Source organism: Clostridium sp. (assembly GCF_051654825.1).
Classification (GTDB): Bacteria; Bacillota; Clostridia; order Clostridiales; family Clostridiaceae; genus Clostridium.
Genome location: NZ_JBOFYU010000284.1, coordinates 1 through 20,482 on the forward strand (window position 1 = coordinate 1; position 20,482 = coordinate 20,482).

The following is a 20,482-nucleotide window of genomic DNA, read 5'->3' on the forward strand; positions in this document are numbered from 1 at the left end:
GATGGCTTGTTTAAAACTATAAAAGGGAAAATATTATTTTATACAATATTAGCAGTAGTTTCTATAAATATAGTTTTTACAGCTTTTATAACTTATTCATTAAACAAAACCTTTAAAACAGATATTATTAATGAAATGTCTAAAGTAAAGGAAGTTTCTTTAAGTACTATAAAAAGAAATAAAGTAGTAGAAGAACCTTTATGGAAAACCTTAAAAAGCATAAAGGAGATATCAAATTCCTATGTATCTATAGCAAATAATGAAGATGTTATATTTCAGTTTACAGGAAATCAATTAGATGAAGGTGAAATAAAAAATATATTAAGTGAAAGCAATAAAAATAGTTCTATAATAAAGTTTAAAAACTTAGGAAAGGTTTATTGTATAACATATAATTACCCTGTGTACTTAAATGATGAGTTTTATGGAAACTTAATTATTCAAAAGGATTATACAGAAAAGTATAATGAAATGGTTAATCTTATAGGAGTAGTTATAACAGGACAAGTATTAGGGGTTATAGCAATAATATTAGTAGTATCAGTAATCGTAAATAAGATTATAAATCCATTAAAGTCATTAAATAAATCTATGGAGTTATTTACATTAGGTGAAGATGTTGAAGATATAAATATAAATTCAAAGGATGAGTTAGAGGAATTATCAAAAAGCTATAATATTATGAGAAGGCAAATAAAAGATCAAATAGATGTAATAGTATATGAAAAAGAAAAGGTAGAAAAACTACAAAAGTCTTCAAGGGAATTCTTTAATAATGCAACTCATGAATTAAAAACTCCAATAACATCAATATCACTTTATTCTCAAGCTTTAAGAGATAATGAAATAAAAGATATGGATGAGGAATTTATAAGCAGGGCTACAAGTAGAATGGCTTTAGAATGTGATAAAATGAAGGATTTAGTAGAAAAAATACTTCAAGTTTCAAAAGGGGAAGTTATAAATAAATCAAAAAGTAATTTTTCTTTAACCTTTTTAGTTTATGAGGTATTAGAAGAGTTTAAAGTTAAAATATCAAATAGAAATTTAAATGTTCATATAGAAATGGATGAAGTAGAAATTTATTTAGTAAAAGAAGATATAAAGCAAGTAATAGAAAATCTCTTAGACAATAGTATTAAATATAATAAAGGAAATTATATAGATATTAAATTAAAAAAGGATAATAATAAAATTATTTTTGAAATAAAAAATAAATGTGGAGACTTTCCAGATGAATTAAAAGATAGATTGCTAGAACCTTTCTTAAAGTATAACATCTATAAAGATATGTCCAAGGAAATAAGTAGTTCAGGATTAGGATTATACTTATGCAGTGAATTAGTAAAAGAAAATGGTGGAGGCGTATCTTATATAATTAATGAAAATCAGATTACATTTATAGTAGAAATAATAGAGCAATAAAAGGAGATGAAATAATATGAATAGTTACACAAAAGAAGAATTAATAGATGCGCAAAAAGTTATATTATCAATTATAAAAAATTGTGAAAAAATACATCCTAAATTTGCAGAGGGCACGTCACAGCATACTTTACTAAAAAATAGGATAAAAGCCATGTATATTTCAGAAGCTTTAATAAAAGAGGATGATATTAAAGAAAAATATACTTTAGATGATTTAACAAAGGCTCTACCACCAGTAACATCTATTATAAGTAAAAGTAAAAAGGCACAGGAAAAATTTGAAGAGGGAACAGGTCATTATACTAGACTTAATAAAATGATTAAAGCAATGTATATATCTAAATCATTTATAACAAGTGAAATAGAAAAAAGAGGTTAAAATATTCTCTGTATATTAATTATAATATACAGAGAATATTATTTATTATATAAGAAATTTCTTGGTAATAAAATTTGATATTATAGTGACTTATAATATTTAATTAATTCTTCTTTAGTTTCAATACCTAGGTTTTGAGGTATTATTAAGTTTTTAGAATCAGATCCAGTTAAATGACCGTTAACTAAATAACTTTTTCCTAGTAAGTCTTGAGACCAATAAATTAGCTTATCTATTGTAGGTGTTTGAACATTAACTAGCTCTGCAAAAGATTTTAGTATGCAAAGTCCAAAATCTACATCTTCTATAAAGTATCTTGAATTTAAATCAGGGATATGACCATTTTCAACCTCTACCATAGGAGAATCAATTCCCTTAAATCCTGAAGCAGTTCTAATTTTTTGAGAAAGTTCTTCAGGAGTTTCAATGCCATATCTAACTTTTATTTTTTCAAAATCATTGGGATTGAAATCATTAAATTCATTTAACTCTTTAAATATAGCTGCAAGCTCAACATCTAAATCTAGTAATGTTGATGAAGCAACAGTATCCCACTCTTCATAAAATAGCGGGTTTTTTGGATAAACTACACCTTCTTTATAATCACCAAAAAGTTCATATAATCTTGATGGATGCATTGTAGGATTAGATGGTGATAAAGTTATAGCTAAGTAGTTTTCAACAGGAAGACATGGAATATCTATAAGATTAGTCATATCTTCACAAACCTTTTCACCAGCTTCTTTAGGAATAACACCAAGCTTCATAAATGGATTTTTTTGCTTTAGGCATACAGATTCACCATATGAAATTAATCTAGTTATTGAAGGTACTCTTTGACTTCCGAAGAATATACAACCCTTTTGGATTAAAGGCTGTGAATAAAATTCTTTTCCACCAAATCCAGGAATGCAACCAATTGCAGCACCTTTCTTTACGTAGTTACCAATTTCCTTTAATGTCTTTTCCATCATAAATGAAGGATGTGTTATTAAAATATAATCAGCATCTTTAACAACTTCTTCTAAGCTTGAAGAAACACAATGTAATTTAACTTTATGATTTAAGTTTTTTTCCTCTTCTACTAAAGTAAGAGTTTCCTTAAATGTTTCAGGTTTAGATGTATGCATCCATACTTTACAACCTTCCTTTAATGAAATATAAGTAGCTAAATATGTACCTATATTACCAGCACCAATAATTGCAATATTCATTACTTCACCTCTTAAATAAAATGTAATTTAATAATATAATTTTTTTTGCTTTATAAGCAAGTAATTTATTTTTTGTATATTGATATTCCTTCTTTTATTGTTTCTAAAACTACAAGTTTTTTTAATTCATTAGAAGGAATTTCTAACGGATTTTTATCTAATATAACAAAGTCAGCAAGTTTACCAACTTCAATAGTTCCTTTTAAATTTTCTTCAAAATATTGATAAGCCCCATTAATTGTAATTGATTTAAGAGCATCTAATACAGAAATCTTTTGCTCCTCTCCAAGAACTCTTCCTTTTTGTGTAGTTCTATTTACAGCATTATGAATAGCTAAAGTCATAATAGGCATAACTACAGGGGAATCTTGATGAATAGTAAAATTCATATTTCTTTTTAAAGCTGAGTTAAGAGGACTGATTCTATTTGCTCTTTCAGGCCCTAAAACTGATTCGTAATGATAATCTCCCCAATACCAAACATGGTCTAAAAAGAAAGTAGGGATAATACCTAAAGTTTTCATTTCGTCTAATTGATCTTCTCTTACAGTTTGGGCATGAACCATTACTGGTCTTAAGTCTATATTAGAATTTAATTCTTCTTTAGCCTTTTTATAGCATCTAATAAATTGATCGCAAGAAGCATCACCATTGCAATGAGCATTTAATTGATATTTTCTTTCAATGCAATCCTTAATATAAGATGTTACTACTTCATCAGATTGAATACTATATCCACAGTAATCAGATGGAAGCCCTTCAGGAGCGATATGATAAGGTTTAGTAAGCCAAGCTGTTTTACCTTGTGGAGAACCATCTAACCACATTTTTCCACCTAAAAGCTTATAGTGATTAGTGTATTTAGCTGTAAATGTATTTGTATCACCCATTATTTTATATGTATTAGGTTGCATAGCATATCCAATTACATCAAGCTTTAGCATATTATTTTTAGCTGCACCTAAAAGAAGTTGATTTAATCCTTCATCTATACTAGCATCTTGGCATGTGGTTATTCCATAAGAAGCATATAAGTTTTGAGCCTTTAATAAGCATTCTAAAATGCTTTGAGGAGATGGGGGAGCTATACAATTTTTCTTTGAATCATCAAGAAATGCTTTTTCTTCTAAAACTCCATTTGGTTCTTTACTATTTTTAATAGTTTGAACTATACCACCTTCAGGAACAATGTAATCAGTACCAACATATCCTAGTTTTTCAAGAGCTATAGAATTTACTGCTGCAATATGTCCAGATGCATGAGTAATAAAAATAGGAATCTTTGATGATACCTTATCTAAATCAAATTTAGTAGGATGAGCTTTAGTTGGGAATTTAGAGTTATCATAACCTAATCCTAAAATCCATTCATTTTCACTAGGTTGTTTTTCTTTTATAATATTTTTTAGCTCTAGGATTAAATCTTCAAGGCTATTACAACCAGAAAAATTACCAATAAGTAATGATTGAGCTACAGCTACAATGTGACCATGAGGATCAATAAATCCAGGAATCATAGTGTTACCATTTAAATTTATAAGTTCTGCATCTTCGTTTTTTGCTTTTAAATTATCAAAGGAATCTATAGCATGGATTTTTCCATCTTTTATTAAAATAGAGTTGCATATAGTATTATTTTTGTCTAGGCAAATAATATTTCCATTAAAAAATATCTTTTTCAACATTACATTCCTCCTTTAGAATAATTTGTATATAATATTGTAACATATAAGTAAAATTTTTATAATTAACTTTTAAATAAGTGTAAATTATGAATGCTTAAAATGATGATAAATAAAAAACCTTTGAATTTTTTATACATTCAAAGGTCTAAAAGTAGAAATTTTAAATTACTAACCATAAGATAGATTATTTTAATTTATTAAAGTAAAATTCACCATCACCATATATTATAATGGAATCACCTTCTAAAAGAGTACCAACTGTAAATGGGCTTTCTGTATTATTAAATCTTTTAGAATATCTTAAAACAGTTTCAGAATCTATTATAAAAATATATGCTCTACCAGTAGTTGAAATCATTTCAAATCTATATTCCCCTGGTTTGAAAGTGCTAGATTTTTCACTTACTTTATAAATACCTTCTTTTAAAACATTAGTTTTTTCATAGGGTGCTGTAATTGTAGAGGCGGTAATAGGTTTAGATGGAATAGAAATAAATAGGGAAAAAGCTAGTATAATAGCTAAAAACTTTTTCATAATTAAAATCTCCTTTTTTATTATATAAATTTAGTTTGTATATGATAGTAGAGATTTATTCATAAATAAAAGATGAAAAGTAATTTTATAAAATAGTAAGTTTTTATAGTATTAGCTGTTAAAAAAGTTTTATAATAGGATATATGATTTTACATTAAAGTTTAAGGAGCTGATGTGTTGAAGGACCATATAATTAGAAAAATATTTAATGGATTAATATATATACATATTCTCCATCATGGAAATGAAGAGCCTTTTTATGGTTCATGGATGATAGGGGAGTTAAAGGAGCACGGATATAATGTTAGTCCAGGAACTTTATATCCAGTTTTAAAATCTATGGTAGATGAAGAATTGATAGAAAAAGAAGAAAGAAATGTAAATGGGAAAATTAGAAAGTATTATAAAACAACAGAAAAGGGAGCTAAGCTTTTATATGATTTAAAGAATAATTTAAAAGAGTTAGTTAGGGATGTTGTTTAAAGATTTTTAGATTATAGAAACAATGTATTAATTTAGAATAGTATCAAATAGTCTTTTTATTAAAAGATTATTTGATACTATTTATTTTTAAGAGATTTTATTATTAATGCAAATTTTTATCATTAATAAACTTGATATAAATCCAATAAATGCACAAGTTATCAAACCAATAGAAAGTGATATGTTTGAGGCAAAACCTATCATTGGGTTAAGTATTGCTGAAACAAGACTAGTTATCATAGAGTAAATTGAAAGAATAGTTGCTCTATCTCCTTTAATAATAGATTTGTTTTTAATATCATTAATAGTTGGAGCGGCTAAGGATATAGCTCCAGAAATAATAGCTATAAAAATTATACTTAAATATGGAGATGAAATAAATAATAAACATCCTATACTTATAGTTATAATAAAGCTATAAATAACTAAAGAATTTTTTTGTCCAAATTTATTACTAACCTTATAAGATTTACAAGAAATTAATTTTATTGTAGTAATAAAGGCTAGGATTATTCCAAAGTATTTTAATGGAATTCCTGATTTTATATATTGCAATTGATTTAAAAAGACAGTTACACATTGAACAATTTCTTCTATCATAGCAATGGAAATTAAAAATAAGATAAATTTTTTATTTTTAAATACTAATTTTAAATTTTCTTTTGACTTATGATTTTTAGTTTTTTCTTCCTTTAAATCAACTAAGAATAAAGAAAAAAAGAAGGCTAATCCATAGGATATAATAGTGCAAAAGGCAGCTAAATCCATAGAAATATTTATTAAAAATCCTGATAATAAACAAGAAATTAAAAAGCCACCATTCATATAAAAGTTATATTTTCCAAAGATTTTTTCACTATTATCTTTTTTATCAATGGAAAGATATAATAAGGCCGAATCACATCCAGATAATCCAGCTAAGGCAATAGCTAATAAGGCTCTTTCAAATAAAAATAAATAAAATGAAGTAGCTTTAAAAAAGACTATTTTAGAAATGAAAAATATAAAATTAGAAAGTATAAGTGTCTTTTTATATCCAAACTTATCAGCAAATAATCCAAAAGGAATTTCTAATAAGATAAGTAATATAAATGATATAGATTCGATTATAAAAATTTCTGATATAGAGATGCCTCTAGCTTCTCTAAAAATAGTTGCAATAGGTCCATAAAAGACAAAGCCTTGAAGAAAGACTATAAGATATAACAAGTAGATATTTCTTTTTTTAATCAATTTAATCAACTCCTAAATATATAACAAATAAACCTAATAAAAGGCCAAAATTTTGATATAGAATTTAAGGGTTGTTAAATTGGTCTAAACATAATAAAATACCTCACTTTTAATTTTACAAGTATAATTTTACCATATATTAAAACCCTTTTATAGATTACTAAAGATGATTTTAGATTTTATTGATAAATTAAATAGTATATGTTATTATCGAAATGCGATATCGAAAACGGATAAAGAGGAGAAGTTTATGAATATACTTAATATAAAGGACTTATATTATGAAGCTGATAATACTAAAATTCTTAATGGAGTTAGTATTTCTATAAATAATGGAGATTGTATTTCAATAGTTGGACAATCAGGTAGTGGAAAAAGCACATTAATGAAGTTATGTGCAGATTTAATTCCTATAACAAAAGGAAGTGTTTTCTTTAATAATATAGATTATAAAAAGTATAATCCTATTGAATTAAGAAGAAAAATAAGTTACTGTACTCAATTACCACATCTTTTTGGAGATACAGTAAGAGAAAATTTAGAATTTCCATTTAAAATAAGAAAGGAAAAGATAAATTTAGATAAGATAACTTATTTGTTAGAAAGATTTAATTTAAATAGTGACTACTTAGACAAGGATATAAAATCACTATCAGGAGGGGAAAAACAAAGGATTTCTATAATAAGAAACTTAATTTATACTCCAGATATTTTACTTCTTGATGAATCAACATCTGCCTTAGACAAAGAAAATTCAATAAAGGTTCAGGAGTATGTAAAAGAGTTAAACTTAAATGGAACTACAGTCTTATGGATAACACATAGCATGGAGCAAAGTACAAGTATTTTTAATAAGAGAATATTTATGTCAGAGGGAAAAATAGAAAAAGTAGAGGAGATTAACTAATGAGTATAATATCATTGATAATAGCCTCAGTTTTAATAGTAATACCTATTGGTATTTCATATAAACAAGAAATAGGCTTAGAAAAAGAAATTATAGTTAGTATATTAAGAGCAATAGTTCAATTAGTCATTGTAGGTTATGTTTTAGATGTGATATTTGGTTTAGAAAAACCTATATTTACAATAATTTTAGTATTAGTTATGATTATAAATGCTGCATATAATACTAAAAAAAGAGGAGCAGGAATTAAAAACGTTGTATTAATATCCTTCTTTTCAATTTTAATAGGTACAAGCATAACTTTAGCAGTTTTAGTTTTTTCAGGAGTTATAAAGTTTACTCCAAATGAGGTAATACCTATATCAGGTATGGTTGTAAGCAATTCTATGATAGCCGTTGGTTTAAGTTATAGAAGTTTAATAAGTTATTTTAAAGATAGGAGAAGTGATGTAGAAGTTAAATTATCTTTAGGAGCAGATATAAAAGAAGCTTCAAAGGATATAATAAGAGAAAGTATAAAGGTAGCAATAATCCCTACTATAGATTCAGCAAAAACATTAGGAATAGTTTCATTGCCAGGAATGATGACAGGGCTTATTTTAGCAGGATCATCGCCTATAGAAGCTATAAAGTTCCAAATAATTGTAACCTTTATGATTCTTTCATCAGCATCAATATCTACAATGATGGTTACATATTTAAGTTATAAAGATTTCTTTAATGAAAGAATGCAAATAAGATAAATTTACAAATAGACAAATTAGGAGGCGTTTTTATGAATATAATCACTAGAAGAGAAGTAGAAAAAGATTTTAATAACATATATAAATTAGTAGAAGAATCATTTAAGACTGCAGAACATGCAGATGGTAATGAGCAAGATTTAGTTAACAAACTTAGGAATTCAAATAGCTATATTAATGAATTATCATTAGTTGCAATGGATGAAGATAAAATTGTTGGTCATATAATGTTTACTAAGGCATTTATAGAATCAGAAAATAATAAGGTAGAAACTTTAGCTCTAGCTCCATTAGCAGTATCACCTGAATATCAAGGTAAGGGTGTAGGAAGCAAGCTAATTAATGATGCTTTAAATATAGCAAAAGGACTAGGTTATAATAGTGTAATTGTTCTTGGTAGTGAAAAATATTATCCGCGTTTTGGATTTAAAGAAGCAAAAAGTTTTGGAGTAAATCCTTCATTTGAAGTTCCAAGTGCTAATTTTATGGCATTAGAATTAAATGAAGATTCATTAAGAGATGTAAATGGAACAATGATTTATGCTAAAGAGTTTTTTGAGTAAATAAAGTTCTAATCTTTGGATAAATTTATATAAATAAGAAGCATTTATTTTAGGATAGATGCTTTTTATTTTTTAAATAAATATTGACAAATATAAAGATTATAAGAAAAATAATAATATATGTTTATTTTATAATGGTGGAGGAAGCTTAATGGAGAATTGTTGTAGTAAATGTACAAATAAGCTTTGTACTAAAAAGGTTCCTGTTTTTAGTATATTAAATCATGATGAATTAACAGAAGTTTTAGGAAGAATAACTAGAAAAGAATATAAGAAGAATGATGTTATTTTCTTAGAAGGGGTAAAGGCAAAAACCTTATATTTTGTTAATGAAGGAAAGATAAAACTTTATAAGCATACAAAGGATGGTAAGGAGCAAATACTACATATTTTATCTACTGGAGATTTCTTTGGTGAGCTTAATCTTTTAAAAGAATCAGAATATAGATTTAATGCAAAAGCAATTACTGATTGTAAGGTTTGTATTCTAACAAATGATGAGCTTAAAAAGATAATGCTAAAAAATCCTGAAATATCTATAAAGGTTTTAGAAATTATGGTAGAAAGATTATCTAAGGTAGAAGAGCTTGCAAAACATCTTGCTAGTAATGATATAGATTCTAGAATAGCTTATTTATTAATGAGCTTATGCAATGAATATGGGGAAGAGAGACCTTGTGGAATAAATATTGATTTACCTATGAGTAGAGAAGAAATGGCTAATTATATAGGTGTAACAAGGGAAACTATGAGTAGAAAGCTTAAAAAATTTGAAGAAGAAGGATTAATAAAGCTAGTTGGAAATAAAAAGATAGTAATAACAAATAAAAAAGAATTAAATATATATATTTAAAAAGTTTTAAAATTTGATTTAAATCACATTATTTTATTTAAAGTAGGATTATAATTACCTCATAAGATATTTGAGAAGATCGGTAGGAGGAATTTAATATGATATATACAGATAAAGTAATGGATCACTTTAGAAACCCAAGAAATGTTGGAGAAATAAAGGACGCAAATGGTATTGGAGAAGTAGGAAATGCTAAGTGCGGAGATATAATGAGGGTTTACTTAAAGGTAGAAGATAATATAATCAAAGATGTTAGCTTTATGACTTTTGGATGTGGATCAGCTATAGCATCATCATCAATGGCAACTGAATTAATAAAGGGAAAATCATTAGAAGAAGCTTGGCAATTATCTAATAAAGCAGTTGCAGAAGCATTAGAGGGACTACCTCCAATAAAAATGCATTGTTCAGTATTAGCAGAAGAAGCTATTCATAAAGCAATTAATGATTATAGAAAAAATGCAGGACTATCATTAGATGGATGGGAATTTGAAGAAACTGATCATGATGAATTACACAATCATTAATAATTATGATTGCTATGTAGAGAGGCGCTAAGAATATCTTAGTGCCTCTTATTTTTATATATGATTAATGTTTTTAAGAAGTTCATTTACTATAAAGTCTCCACCTTTTTTATAATCATATTCAGAAGAGGAAAATAGGGATTTCTTATAGCTCCAGGATATATTCCACATCTTAACTACAAATAAATAATCCTCTAGTTTAGATTTATGAGAAGAAAAATCTTCTCCAAAATAGCTTTTTAAAAAATAATCTTTACTTTCATCCATTAATAACCAGCAGAAAGTTGCAATATCATAATAAATATCACCCATTGAAGTATATTCAAAATCAATAAAATAAACTTTATTATCTTTATAAAGAATATTTGATGGGTTTAAATCATTATGACAAAGTCCAAGAGTAATATTACTTTTAAGATGTTTTTCTAAATTATTTAGTTTTTCTATTAATAACATAAAATCACTTGGAAAGGTAAAATTATTTTCTATAAGAAAATCAATATTATCCTTTATTTCCTTAAAGGGATCAAATATGTAATCACATTTTAAAGAATGAAATTCCTTTAATGAACAAGCAAATGAATCTAGAAATTTAAAGTCATTTGAAACTTCTTCAGTTACTAAAGAATCATTAATAAATTTGCTTACAAAAACTCCAGTATTTTTATCTATAAAAGTAAATTCAGGAGTTATATTTAGTGGTTTTAATTTATCTATAATAGTAGCTTCCTTTAAAAAATTTGAATCTTTATTTTTATCAGGAAGTCTTAAAACATAATTAGAACCATAAAAATTAAATAAATAGTTTTTATTATTTAAGCCCCCTAATTGAGTAAGCTTAAGCTTTTTATATGTATTTTTCATCGTATCACCTTTGTTGACTTTGATTATTACATGGAGTATTATAACAAAAAAAGATAGGAGTATCATAAAAAATGGGAGATTTTATGTTAAATAAAATAATAAATGGTATATGTCCATTAAACGAAAAGGCAATTTATGCTGCAAAAAAGAGAGTTGATTCATTAGCTAAACCTTTAGGTAGTCTTGGTTATTTAGAGGAAATAGCAGTAAAGTTATCAGGAATAACAGGAAAGATTTTTAATAGTAGTGAAAAGAGATGTGTAATTATAATGTCATCTGATAATGGTGTTGTAGATGAGGGGGTTGCTTCTGCACCACAATATGTTACCTTAGAGCAAACTAAGAATTTTGTAAAAGGGACTACAGGAGTTGCAACCTTGGCTAAAAGTAATAATACTGACTTAATGGTTATAGACATTGGAATAAACTCAGATGAAAAGATTAATGGTGTAATAGATAGAAAGATAAGCAAGGGAACTAAAAATATATATTTAGAACCAGCTATGAGTTATGAAGATGCCATTAAAGGAATTAATATAGGAATAGAAGCTGTTAAAAAAGCTAAGGAAGACAATTACAACATTATTGGTGTAGGTGAAATGGGAATAGGAAATACAACTACTTCAGCAGCAGTTTTAAAATCATTAATTAATTGTGAAACTGAAAAGGTAGTAGGTAAGGGCGCTGGAATAACAGAAGAAGCTTACGAAAAGAAAAAGCATGTAGTTCATAGAGCAATTGAAATAAATAATGTAAACTTTAATGACCCTATAGATATAGTAGCTAAGGTTGGAGGCTATGATATTGCAGGAATGGTAGGTGTGTTTTTAGGAGCTGCTTATTATAGAATTCCTGTAGTAATAGATGGTTTTATATCAGTAGTTTCAGCATTAGTAGCAACTAGATTAAATCCATTAGTAAAGGATTTTTGTATTCCATCACATAAGTCAGAGGAAATAGGATATAACCTTGCAATAAATGAATTAGGATTAGCGCCAATGTTAAACCTAGGGATGAGGTTAGGAGAAGGTAGTGGATGTCCAATAGCTTTTTCAGTAATTGATTTCTCTATTGCAATGATGAATAATATGGCTACATTTGATGATGCTAATATAGATGATAGTTATTTAGAAGAAATAAGAGATGAAAAAAATTATAAAGTATAAGGAGAGATGAAAAATGGATTTAGGATTAATTCACATTTATTGTGGAAATGGTAAAGGAAAGACAACAGCTGCAATGGGCTTAGGAATGAGAGCAGCAGGAAGAGAAAAAAAGGTATTATTAACTCAATTTTTAAAAAGCAACAAAACTGGAGAATTAAACTCAATAGAAAAGCTTTCAGAGTTTTTCCATGTAGCAAAAGGAGCACCAGCTAATAAATTTGTTTGGAATATGACAGAAGAGGAAAAGGAAATAGTAAAAAAAGAGCATATAGAAAGATTTAAAATTATTACTAAAAGAGCTGTTGATGAAAACTATGATTTATTAATATTAGATGAAATCATAGCGACTATTAACTTAGATTTTGTTCCACTAGATTTAGCTTTAGAGTTTTTAAGAAATAAGCCAAAAACATTAGAAGTTGTAATGACAGGAAGAGATCCAAAGGAAGAGTTAGTTGAAATTGCAGATTACGTATCAGAAATAAATGCAATTAAGCATCCATTTGAAAAGGGAATACCTTCAAGAGTAGGAATAGAAATATGATAATTTTTGTAGTTGGTGGTGCTAAAAGTGGGAAGTCCTCTTATGCTGAATTATGGTCAAGTAAGCTAAAGGAAGAAGAAGGAAGTCTTTATTACATTGCTACTATGAATCCTTATGATTGTGAAGATTTAAAAAGAATAGAAAATCATATAGAAAATAGAAAAGAATATAAATTTAAAACTATAGAAAAGAAAAGAAATATAGGAACTATAGTAAATAAGTTTAATAATAAAGATACTCTTTTATTAGATAGTGTAACTTCTTTAGTGACAAATGAAATGTTTAATGGAGAAGAATATAATTCTAATATTAGTGTAAAGTTAACAAATGAAATTGATAAATTAAGTACTACCGTTAAAAACATAGTCATAGTATCTGACTATGTTTTTAGTGATTCAATAAAATATGATTCATATACTGAAGGCTTTAAAAGGGAGCTTGGAGCTATAAATTGCAATATAGCTAAGAATGCAGATATTGTAGTAGAAAGTGTTTATGGTAACCTAATATTTCATAAAGGAAAGGAGATGATGAAAGATGAAAAGCTTATATAATGCATTAAATATGGCTATAAGTATGTTTACAATAATTCCATTACCAAAGTATGAATGGGATGAAAAATCAGCAAAACATATTATGAAGCTATATCCTTTAATTGGATTGGTAATAGGTGGACTTTGGTATTTAACTTATATAGTTTTAAGCAAATTAGAAGTTTCGTATATGTTATTCTCAGCAATACTTTTAGGAGTTCCATTTATATTAAGTGGTTTTTTACATTTAGATGGATTTATGGATGTCAGTGATGCATTATTATCAAGAAGACCAAAGGAAGATAAGTTAAGAATTTTAAAGGATTCAACAGTTGGTGCCTTTGCAGTAATATCATTAGTTCTTTTATTTATAATAGAGTTTTCAGCAATAAATACAGTGCTATTAAAAGAAAAAAGTCCTTTATTTTTAATTTTAATTCCTATTGTTTCAAGAAGTATTTCAGGATATTTTTTACTAACTAAAAACTCAATAAGTGAAAGTTCTTTGGGAAAATTATTTAAAGAGGGCACTGGAGTAGTAGATAAAACTATTTTAATAGGAATTTATTTTGCTACTATAGTACTAGCTTATTTTATTTCAGGAATTAGTGGAGTTGTAATACCTATATCTATGGGACTGTTATCAATTATATTAGTTTCAAATACACAAAAGGAGTTAGGTGGAATAAATGGAGATGTAGCAGGGTATATTCTTGTTTTATCTGAATTTATAGGCCTTATAGCTTTAGCAATAGTATAGGAGTGATGATACTTGGAGATTTATTTTGGTGGAGCATATAATGGAAAGCTAGAATATGTAAAGAAAGAGTTTAAATTAAGTGATGAAGAAATATTTCATTGCACAAAAGGTGAAATTGACTTTAGCAAAAAAGTAATTAATGGAATAGACAAGCTTATATATTCTAACTCAGTAGAAGGAAAAGAAAGCTTAAGTTATTTTAAAAGTAATTTAGAAAGCCTAAAGGATAAGATTATTATTTGTGATGAAATATCATCAGGAATAGTTCCTTTGAAAAAGGAAGAAAGATTTTGGAGGGAGGAAACAGGGAGAATTCTACAGCTTTTAAGTAAAAATAGTGAAAAAGTAACTAGAATATTTTTTGGAATCCCTACAGTAATTAAAAATGAGTAAGGAAGTAATTTTATATTTAATAAGACATGGTAAAACAAAATGTAATGAGGAAAGGCTGTATTGTGGAAAGTCAGATGTATCCCTTAGTGAAAGAGGTATAAATGAGATAAAGGAAAAAATAAATACCTTTAAATATCCAAAGTGTAAGGCTAATTTTACAAGTGGTGCAATGAGGGCTAATGAAACCTTTAAGCTTATATATCCTACTTTAGATTATGAGGTTAGAAAAGGCTTTTTAGAATATGACTTTGGTGATTTTGAATTAAAATCATATGAAATGCTAAAGGAAGATAAAAGATATATAGATTGGATTTGTGATAATACAACTGAGGTAAGATGTCCAAATGGAGAATCAAGAAGAGAGTATTATGGGAGACTTAAAAATTCATTTATAGAATTTATTAATGAATTAATAGAAAATGATGTTGATGAAGCTTTAATAGTTTGTCATGGTGGAACAATAGGAACCTTACTTTATTTATTTTATGATAGCAGTAAGGATTTATTTAGTTATCAGCCAAGTTGTGGAGGTGGGTATAAGTTAAAAGTAATTTTAAACAAAGAAATTAAAATGGAAATATTAGAGGAGTTTTAAAATGATAGCAATAATAATTGGATTTTTCATGGACTTAATTATAGGTGATCCTCATAATCCAGTTCATCCAGTTAGAATAATAGGAAACTTAGGAAAGGCTATGGAAAAGCTTTATAGAAGATTATTTAAAAATAATTTAAAGTTAGCAGGATTATTAACTTGGATTTCTATAATTATTCCTACTTTTTTTGTTACATTTCTAATTGTAAAAATAGCAAGTAATATAAATAATATTTTAGGTATTGCAGTAGAAGGGATATTAATATATTTTTGTATATCTGCAAAGGGATTAAAAGCTGAAGGCTTGAAGGTTATTAAAATATTAAAGTCAGGCGATGTTAAAGGAGCAAGAAAGCAGCTTTCGTATATAGTTGGAAGAGATACTACAGAGTTAGATAGTCAATCTATAGTTAGAGCTGTAATAGAAACAGTTGCAGAAAATATGTCAGATGGAATAATAGCACCATTATTTTTTGCTGGTATAGGAGGAGCCCCATTGGCTATGGCTTATAAAGCCGTTAATACATGTGATTCAATGTTTGGATATAAAAATGAAAAGTACATGGATTTTGGATATGTATCAGCTAAGATGGATGATATATTTAATTATATACCAGCAAGGCTTACAGGGTATTTTATAGTAATAGCATCATTTATCTTAGGCTATGACTATAAAAAAAGTTATAAAATTTATAAAAGAGATAGATATAATCATACAAGTCCAAATAGTGCTCATCCAGAGGCAGCAGTAGCAGGAGCATTAGGAATAATGCTAGGTGGAGCTAATTATTACTTTGGAAAGCTTGTAGAAAAGCCAACTATAGGGGATAAAGATAAGGAAATTGAAGTAAGTGATTTATATAAAACTAATAAAATATTATTAATGGTTAGTGTTTTAGGAGCATTATTAGCATTAGGAATTAATTATATTGGAGGGATTATATTATGAACTTAGGTCATGGTGGAAACGTAGAAGAAATATCAAGAATATATAAAATAAATGAAAAAGATATAATAGATTTTTCAGCTAATATAAACCCATTAGGGATTAATAGCAATGTAAAATCAGAAATGATAAAAGCATTAGATAAAATAGAAAGATATCCTGATATTACTTATTATGAGCTTAAAAGTGAAATAGCTAATTATGAAGGGGTAAAGAGAGAAAATATAATTTTAGGAAATGGTGCAGCAGAAGTTATATTTAATATTACAAGGGGTTTAAATCCTAAGAAGGCACTTATTCCAGCACCAACATTTTCAGAATATGAAGATGCCTTAAATGCAGTAAATTGCAGTGTAGTTCACTATGAAATGAATGAGGATTTTAATTTAGATAATGGATTTATTGATAAAATAAAAGAAGATATAGATATTATATTTATTTGTAATCCAAATAATCCAACAGGAGTTTTAACTTCAAAAAAGTATTTAGAAGAAGTATTAAAAAAGGCTAGGACTTGCAATGCAAAAGTAGTTGTAGATGAATCTTTTGTAGATTTTATTAGTGAAAGGGAAGAAGTTTCACTAATAAATTTAATTAATAAATATGAAAATCTTATAGTTGTAAAATCATTAACTAAGTTTTTTGCTTTCCCAGGAATAAGAGTAGGTTATGGAATTTTAAAAAATAAGGATTATATAAATAAGATAAATAAGATTTCAGTTCCTTGGTCAATAAATACAGTTGCTGTATATGGAGCAATAGAAGCATTAAAGCAAAAGGAATACATAAGTAAATCTATTGAAAATATAAAGATAGAAAGTGAATTTTTATATTTAAACTTAAGTAGTTTTAATAATTTAAAGGTATATAAGGGAGAAGTTAATTTTATATTTTTCAAAGTAATTAAGGATATAGACTTAAAGGAAGAACTTTTAAAATATGGATTATTAATTAGAAGTTGTAATAATTATAAGGGCTTAGAAAAGGGTTATTATAGAGTTGCAGTAAGAACTAGAAGTGAAAATTTAAGTTTAATTAATGCATTAAAAAACATTTTAAATTAGTGTAATAAAATAAAAAAAATTAAATAAAATATAGATATGAGATAGTAATACAAAGAAATTTTTTCAAGTTAATAATTGACAAAGAAATAATTGAATACTATAATCATTAAAGAATTGACTCATAATAGGTGTTTTTACTTAAAAGGGAATGAAGTGATATTCTTCAGCTACCCCAGTAACCGTGAAGTTGACGAAATCTTATTATAACCACTGCATCTTTTGATGTGGGAAGGTGAGATGGAGGTTGAAACTAAGCCGGGATACCTGCCTAGTATGTTAGTGCTATTATCTCCTGAGGGTGGGGTAATAGGATACGTGGCGGTTTTATCTGTTATTAAAGATAAGATTTAAAATGTATTAATGCATACCTTTAGGTGTGCTTTTTTTATTGCCTTAAATTATGCGTATCAAATTTGCCTCAAATAATTAATAAGTTGGAGGAAGAAAATGAAAAATTCAAAAAAAATATTAGCGATTTTACTTACTGCATTAATGTCATTTGCATTATTTGTAGGTTGTGGAAGCAAAACAATTACGATGAAGGACAGAGAAGGAAATGAGTTTACAGCTCCTAAAAAATTAGAAAGAATAATTTCTACAGCACCATCAAATACAGAAGTATTAGTTGGATTAGGTTTAGCAGATAAGCTAGTATGTGTAGATAAATATTCAGCAGATGTTGAAGGAGTTAGTGAAGAGATAACAAAGATAGATTTTAGAAATCCAGATGCAGAAACTATAATAGCTTTAGAACCAGACATAATTATAGCTTCAGGTCACAATAAAGAGGGAAGCGAAGATCCTTTTGCAGTTTTAAAAGAAGCAGGAATTCCAGTAGTGTATATTCCAAGTAGTGATAGTATAGAAGGGATATATGGAGATATCGAATTTATCGCTGAAGTTGTAGGAAAGCAATCAGAAGGTAAAGAAATGATTGATGGAATGAAATCAGAAGTTGCAAAGATAAAAGAAATTGGAGATACAATAACAGATAAAAAGAAAGTATATTTTGAAATAGGGTCATCTTCAAAGTTATATAGCTTTGGTAATTCAACTTTCTTAAACGAACTTATTACAACAGTTGGAGCAGAAAACATTTTTGCTAATGAAGAAGGATGGATTTCACCAAGTGAAGAAGCTGTTATATCAGGAAATCCAGATGTAATAATAACAAATGAAGATTATATAGAAAATGCTACAGAAGTAATAGCAAAACGTCCAGGATTTGATACAATTAATGCTGTTAAAAATGGTGATATTTACTTAGTTGACAAAAACCCATCATCTCGTGGAAGTCAAAATGTAATAATAGCATTAAAGCAAATAGCAAAGGCTATATACCCAGATAAGTATGCAGAATAAGAAAAAAAAGATTTTAATACTACTAGCAATTCCGCTAGTAGTATTAATTATATGTATTGGAACTGCAATTGGAAGTTCTAATATTAATGTATTGGATATTATATCTATCATAGGGCATAAGATATTTAATACTCCATTACTAGAAGGAATTGAAAGTAAGGACGTTGCAATTATATGGGTAATAAGATTACCTAGAGTTTTATTAGCATTTTTAGTAGGAGCTGCCTTAGCTGTAAGTGGAGCAGTAATACAATCTATATTAAAAAATCAATTAGCATCTCCATATACATTAGGGGTGTCATCAGGAGCATCATTAGGTGTTGGAATATATATAATATTAGGTATATCTATTCCTTTTATAGGAAATCTAGCTCTTCCTATTATAGGGTTTACCTGTAGTTTAATAACTGTATTTTCAGTAATATTATTTGCAAATAGAGTAGACAGGTCATTATCAAATAATACAATGATATTAACAGGAATGGTATTTTCATTATTTACTAGTGCTATGTTAACTACAATAACAGCATTAAGCACACAAGATATTACAGCTATTACTATGTGGCAAATGGGATCATTTTCTATGAAGGGATGGTCTTATGTTAAGGCAGGATTACCATTTTTCATTATAGGTATATTTATTGTTTTAAGATATTGTAGAGAAATGGATGTATTAAGCTTTGGGGAGGAACAAGCAAAATCAGTTGGAGTAGAAACTAAAAAGGTTAAAACAAGATTATTTATATCAATAGCTATATTAACGGGAAGTGCAGTTGCATTAAGTGGCGTTATAGGCTTTATAGATTTAATAACTCCTCATGTAGTAAGAAAAGTAGTAGGGTCAAATCATAAATTAGTTATACCAATGTGTATAGTATTTGGTGGATGTTTAATGGTAATTACAGATTTAATTTCTAGAACATTAATATCACCATCAGAATTGCCGGTTGGAGCTATTACAGCAATGATAGGAGCACCATTCTTTGGTTACTTATACTTCAGTAAAAGAAGCAGGTGATAATATGTTAAAAATAGATAATTTATATTGTGGATATGATGGAGTAGATATTGTTAAGGGAGTGTCTCTCCAAATTAAAAGAGGACAAAATATATCTATAGTTGGTCCTAATGGTTGTGGAAAAACAACATTACTAAAGGCTTTAGCAAATTTATTAGATTATAAAGGTGAAATAAAGCTTGAAGGAAAAGAAGTTAAAAAAATTAAAAGAAAAGAACTAGCTAAAAAAATAGCATTTATGACTCAAAGCTCTGATATATATTTTCCATATACAGTTTTTGAAACAGTAGCTTTAGGAAGGTATGCCCATATGGAAGGAGTATTTTCTTCTCTTTCAAATGAAGATAAGGAAATGGTACTAAGTTGCATAGAAAATGTGGGATTATTAGAATATAAAGATAGATTAATAAGTGAATTATCAGGAGGACAATTGCAAAGAGTTTATTTAGCAAGAGCCTTTGCACAAGATCCAGATATAATTCTTTTAGATGAACCAACTAATCATTTAGACTTAAAGTGTCAAATAGAAATACTTCACCATATAAATAAATGGACTAAGGAAAATAATAAAACAGTTATAGGAGTTTTACATGATTTGAATTTAGTTCAAATGTTTAGCGAAGAAGTAGTAATGATTAAAGAGGGAAAAGTTATAAAAAGTGGTAAATCAAAAGAAGTTTTAGAAGA

24 protein-coding genes and 1 riboswitch are annotated in these 20,482 nt (G+C 27.2%); of the genes, 19 read left to right on the plus strand and 5 right to left on the minus strand.

All coding sequences use genetic code 11. From position 1 onward, the window contains the following. Together ACRDBA_RS16950 and ACRDBA_RS16955 are read left to right on the plus strand one after the other, a co-directional pair. A partial coding sequence (locus ACRDBA_RS16950; RefSeq protein ID WP_438574110.1) for a HAMP domain-containing sensor histidine kinase occupies positions 1 to 1,425 on the plus strand: 1,425 nt, incomplete at its 5' end. Positions 1,426 to 1,441: 16 nt separating this feature from the next. Beyond that, complete coding sequence (locus tag ACRDBA_RS16955; RefSeq protein WP_438574111.1) at positions 1,442 to 1,807, plus strand: hypothetical protein; 366 nt, start codon at positions 1,442 to 1,444, stop codon at positions 1,805 to 1,807. An 80-nt stretch (positions 1,808 to 1,887) separates the two neighbouring features. Here the strand turns inward: ACRDBA_RS16955 and ACRDBA_RS16960 are convergent, their stop codons facing one another. The 3 genes from ACRDBA_RS16960 to ACRDBA_RS16970 form a co-directional block, all read right to left on the minus strand. Then, a complete protein-coding gene (locus ACRDBA_RS16960) occupies positions 1,888 to 3,021 on the minus strand; it encodes an NAD/NADP octopine/nopaline dehydrogenase family protein (protein ID WP_438574112.1) in 1,134 nt (377 codons plus the stop codon). A gap of 65 nt (positions 3,022 to 3,086) precedes the next feature. Further along, on the minus strand, positions 3,087 to 4,706 hold the full coding sequence (locus ACRDBA_RS16965) for an amidohydrolase (protein ID WP_438574113.1): 1,620 nt from the start codon (positions 4,704 to 4,706) through the stop codon (positions 3,087 to 3,089). A gap of 184 nt (positions 4,707 to 4,890) precedes the next feature. Beyond that, positions 4,891 to 5,241 carry a hypothetical protein gene (locus ACRDBA_RS16970; RefSeq protein ID WP_438574114.1) on the minus strand — a complete coding sequence of 117 codons (351 nt, stop codon included), beginning with the start codon at positions 5,239 to 5,241 and terminating at the stop codon, positions 4,891 to 4,893. Between the two features lie 177 nt (positions 5,242 to 5,418). Here ACRDBA_RS16970 and ACRDBA_RS16975 point away from each other — a divergent pair, with 177 nt between their 5' ends. Beyond that, a complete protein-coding gene (locus ACRDBA_RS16975; RefSeq protein WP_438574115.1) occupies positions 5,419 to 5,724 on the plus strand; it encodes a PadR family transcriptional regulator in 306 nt (101 codons plus the stop codon). A gap of 87 nt (positions 5,725 to 5,811) precedes the next feature. Here the strand turns inward: ACRDBA_RS16975 and ACRDBA_RS16980 are convergent, their stop codons facing one another. Continuing rightward, positions 5,812 to 6,957 (minus strand): MFS transporter, encoded by a 1,146-nt coding sequence (locus ACRDBA_RS16980; RefSeq protein ID WP_438574116.1) that lies wholly within the window; start codon positions 6,955 to 6,957, stop codon positions 5,812 to 5,814. Between the two features lie 250 nt (positions 6,958 to 7,207). On the opposite strand from ACRDBA_RS16980, the gene ACRDBA_RS16985 reads away from it, so the two are divergent. The 5 genes from ACRDBA_RS16985 to nifU all read left to right on the plus strand — a co-directional run bounded on the left by ACRDBA_RS16985 (position 7,208) and on the right by nifU (position 10,550). Continuing rightward, a complete protein-coding gene (locus tag ACRDBA_RS16985; protein ID WP_438574117.1) occupies positions 7,208 to 7,864 on the plus strand; it encodes an ABC transporter ATP-binding protein in 657 nt (218 codons plus the stop codon). Beyond that, positions 7,864 to 8,607, plus strand: coding sequence for an ABC transporter permease (locus tag ACRDBA_RS16990; RefSeq protein ID WP_438574118.1), 744 nt, complete (start codon positions 7,864 to 7,866; stop codon positions 8,605 to 8,607). The genes ACRDBA_RS16985 and ACRDBA_RS16990 overlap by 1 nt, the downstream gene beginning before the upstream one ends. A 32-nt stretch (positions 8,608 to 8,639) precedes the next feature. Further along, a complete protein-coding gene (locus tag ACRDBA_RS16995) occupies positions 8,640 to 9,170 on the plus strand; it encodes a GNAT family N-acetyltransferase (RefSeq protein ID WP_438574119.1) in 531 nt (176 codons plus the stop codon). Between the two features lie 151 nt (positions 9,171 to 9,321). Continuing rightward, positions 9,322 to 10,023 (plus strand): Crp/Fnr family transcriptional regulator, encoded by a 702-nt coding sequence (locus tag ACRDBA_RS17000; RefSeq protein ID WP_438574120.1) that lies wholly within the window; start codon positions 9,322 to 9,324, stop codon positions 10,021 to 10,023. A gap of 98 nt (positions 10,024 to 10,121) precedes the next feature. Continuing rightward, the gene (gene nifU / locus ACRDBA_RS17005) at positions 10,122 to 10,550 is read left to right on the plus strand and encodes a Fe-S cluster assembly scaffold protein NifU (protein ID WP_438574121.1); all 429 of its coding nucleotides are present in this window, start codon (positions 10,122 to 10,124) and stop codon (positions 10,548 to 10,550) included. A gap of 54 nt (positions 10,551 to 10,604) precedes the next feature. Here nifU and ACRDBA_RS17010 read toward each other — a convergent pair whose 3' ends face one another. Next, complete coding sequence (locus ACRDBA_RS17010; RefSeq protein WP_438574122.1) at positions 10,605 to 11,414, minus strand: phosphotransferase; 810 nt, start codon at positions 11,412 to 11,414, stop codon at positions 10,605 to 10,607. 83 nt (positions 11,415 to 11,497) lie between these two features. Here ACRDBA_RS17010 and cobT point away from each other — a divergent pair, with 83 nt between their 5' ends. The 11 genes from cobT to ACRDBA_RS17065 form a co-directional block, all read left to right on the plus strand. Continuing rightward, positions 11,498 to 12,580, plus strand: a complete 1,083-nt coding sequence (gene cobT / locus ACRDBA_RS17015) for a nicotinate-nucleotide--dimethylbenzimidazole phosphoribosyltransferase (protein WP_438574123.1) — start codon at positions 11,498 to 11,500, stop codon at positions 12,578 to 12,580. A 13-nt stretch (positions 12,581 to 12,593) separates the two neighbouring features. After that, positions 12,594 to 13,124, plus strand: a complete 531-nt coding sequence (locus ACRDBA_RS17020; RefSeq protein WP_438574124.1) for a cob(I)yrinic acid a,c-diamide adenosyltransferase — start codon at positions 12,594 to 12,596, stop codon at positions 13,122 to 13,124. Next, a complete protein-coding gene (locus ACRDBA_RS17025) occupies positions 13,121 to 13,678 on the plus strand; it encodes a bifunctional adenosylcobinamide kinase/adenosylcobinamide-phosphate guanylyltransferase (protein WP_438574125.1) in 558 nt (185 codons plus the stop codon). Before ACRDBA_RS17020 ends, ACRDBA_RS17025 begins: the two co-directional genes overlap by 4 nt. Continuing rightward, the gene (locus ACRDBA_RS17030; RefSeq protein WP_438574126.1) at positions 13,662 to 14,417 is read left to right on the plus strand and encodes an adenosylcobinamide-GDP ribazoletransferase; all 756 of its coding nucleotides are present in this window, start codon (positions 13,662 to 13,664) and stop codon (positions 14,415 to 14,417) included. Before ACRDBA_RS17025 ends, ACRDBA_RS17030 begins: the two co-directional genes overlap by 17 nt. A 12-nt stretch (positions 14,418 to 14,429) precedes the next feature. Next, entirely contained in the window at positions 14,430 to 14,810 is a 381-nt protein-coding gene (locus tag ACRDBA_RS17035) for a bifunctional adenosylcobinamide kinase/adenosylcobinamide-phosphate guanylyltransferase (protein ID WP_438574127.1), read from the plus strand. Next, positions 14,803 to 15,405, plus strand: coding sequence for a histidine phosphatase family protein (locus ACRDBA_RS17040; protein WP_438574128.1), 603 nt, complete (start codon positions 14,803 to 14,805; stop codon positions 15,403 to 15,405). Before ACRDBA_RS17035 ends, ACRDBA_RS17040 begins: the two co-directional genes overlap by 8 nt. A gap of 1 nt (position 15,406) precedes the next feature. Then, on the plus strand, positions 15,407 to 16,354 hold the full coding sequence (gene cbiB, locus ACRDBA_RS17045) for an adenosylcobinamide-phosphate synthase CbiB (protein WP_438574129.1): 948 nt from the start codon (positions 15,407 to 15,409) through the stop codon (positions 16,352 to 16,354). Next, on the plus strand, positions 16,351 to 17,415 hold the full coding sequence (gene cobD / locus ACRDBA_RS17050; RefSeq protein ID WP_438574130.1) for a threonine-phosphate decarboxylase CobD: 1,065 nt from the start codon (positions 16,351 to 16,353) through the stop codon (positions 17,413 to 17,415). Before cbiB ends, cobD begins: the two co-directional genes overlap by 4 nt. A 109-nt stretch (positions 17,416 to 17,524) precedes the next feature. Next, positions 17,525 to 17,701: riboswitch (cobalamin riboswitch) on the plus strand. 161 nt (positions 17,702 to 17,862) lie between these two features. Beyond that, positions 17,863 to 18,777, plus strand: a complete 915-nt coding sequence (locus ACRDBA_RS17055; protein ID WP_438574131.1) for an ABC transporter substrate-binding protein — start codon at positions 17,863 to 17,865, stop codon at positions 18,775 to 18,777. Further along, positions 18,767 to 19,795, plus strand: a complete 1,029-nt coding sequence (locus ACRDBA_RS17060; protein ID WP_438574132.1) for a FecCD family ABC transporter permease — start codon at positions 18,767 to 18,769, stop codon at positions 19,793 to 19,795. The genes ACRDBA_RS17055 and ACRDBA_RS17060 overlap by 11 nt, the downstream gene beginning before the upstream one ends. A 4-nt stretch (positions 19,796 to 19,799) precedes the next feature. Then, positions 19,800 to 20,482, plus strand: a 683-nt coding sequence (locus ACRDBA_RS17065; protein WP_438574133.1) for an ABC transporter ATP-binding protein, incomplete at its 3' end; no start/stop codon positions are given.

Bases quoted from the DNA above. Each gene is read 5' to 3' on its own strand.
- ACRDBA_RS16985 (WP_438574117.1), top strand. From the start codon at position 7,208: ATGAATATACTTAATATAAAGGACTTATATTATGAAGCTGATAATACT.
- ACRDBA_RS17020 (WP_438574124.1), top strand. From the start codon at position 12,594: ATGGATTTAGGATTAATTCACATTTATTGTGGAAATGGTAAAGGAAAG.
- ACRDBA_RS17060 (WP_438574132.1), top strand. From the start codon at position 18,767: ATGCAGAATAAGAAAAAAAAGATTTTAATACTACTAGCAATTCCGCTA.
- cbiB (WP_438574129.1), top strand. From the start codon at position 15,407: ATGATAGCAATAATAATTGGATTTTTCATGGACTTAATTATAGGTGAT.
- ACRDBA_RS16995 (WP_438574119.1), top strand. From the start codon at position 8,640: ATGAATATAATCACTAGAAGAGAAGTAGAAAAAGATTTTAATAACATA.
- cobT (WP_438574123.1), top strand. From the start codon at position 11,498: ATGTTAAATAAAATAATAAATGGTATATGTCCATTAAACGAAAAGGCA.
- ACRDBA_RS16970 (WP_438574114.1), bottom strand. From the start codon at position 5,241: ATGAAAAAGTTTTTAGCTATTATACTAGCTTTTTCCCTATTTATTTCT.
- nifU (WP_438574121.1), top strand. From the start codon at position 10,122: ATGATATATACAGATAAAGTAATGGATCACTTTAGAAACCCAAGAAAT.
- ACRDBA_RS16955 (WP_438574111.1), top strand. From the start codon at position 1,442: ATGAATAGTTACACAAAAGAAGAATTAATAGATGCGCAAAAAGTTATA.
- ACRDBA_RS17030 (WP_438574126.1), top strand. From the start codon at position 13,662: ATGAAAAGCTTATATAATGCATTAAATATGGCTATAAGTATGTTTACA.
- ACRDBA_RS16965 (WP_438574113.1), bottom strand. From the start codon at position 4,706: ATGTTGAAAAAGATATTTTTTAATGGAAATATTATTTGCCTAGACAAA.
- ACRDBA_RS17055 (WP_438574131.1), top strand. From the start codon at position 17,863: ATGAAAAATTCAAAAAAAATATTAGCGATTTTACTTACTGCATTAATG.
- ACRDBA_RS17040 (WP_438574128.1), top strand. From the start codon at position 14,803: ATGAGTAAGGAAGTAATTTTATATTTAATAAGACATGGTAAAACAAAA.
- ACRDBA_RS16960 (WP_438574112.1), bottom strand. From the start codon at position 3,021: ATGAATATTGCAATTATTGGTGCTGGTAATATAGGTACATATTTAGCT.
- ACRDBA_RS17010 (WP_438574122.1), bottom strand. From the start codon at position 11,414: ATGAAAAATACATATAAAAAGCTTAAGCTTACTCAATTAGGGGGCTTA.
- ACRDBA_RS17025 (WP_438574125.1), top strand. From the start codon at position 13,121: ATGATAATTTTTGTAGTTGGTGGTGCTAAAAGTGGGAAGTCCTCTTAT.
- ACRDBA_RS16990 (WP_438574118.1), top strand. From the start codon at position 7,864: ATGAGTATAATATCATTGATAATAGCCTCAGTTTTAATAGTAATACCT.
- ACRDBA_RS17000 (WP_438574120.1), top strand. From the start codon at position 9,322: ATGGAGAATTGTTGTAGTAAATGTACAAATAAGCTTTGTACTAAAAAG.
- cobD (WP_438574130.1), top strand. From the start codon at position 16,351: ATGAACTTAGGTCATGGTGGAAACGTAGAAGAAATATCAAGAATATAT.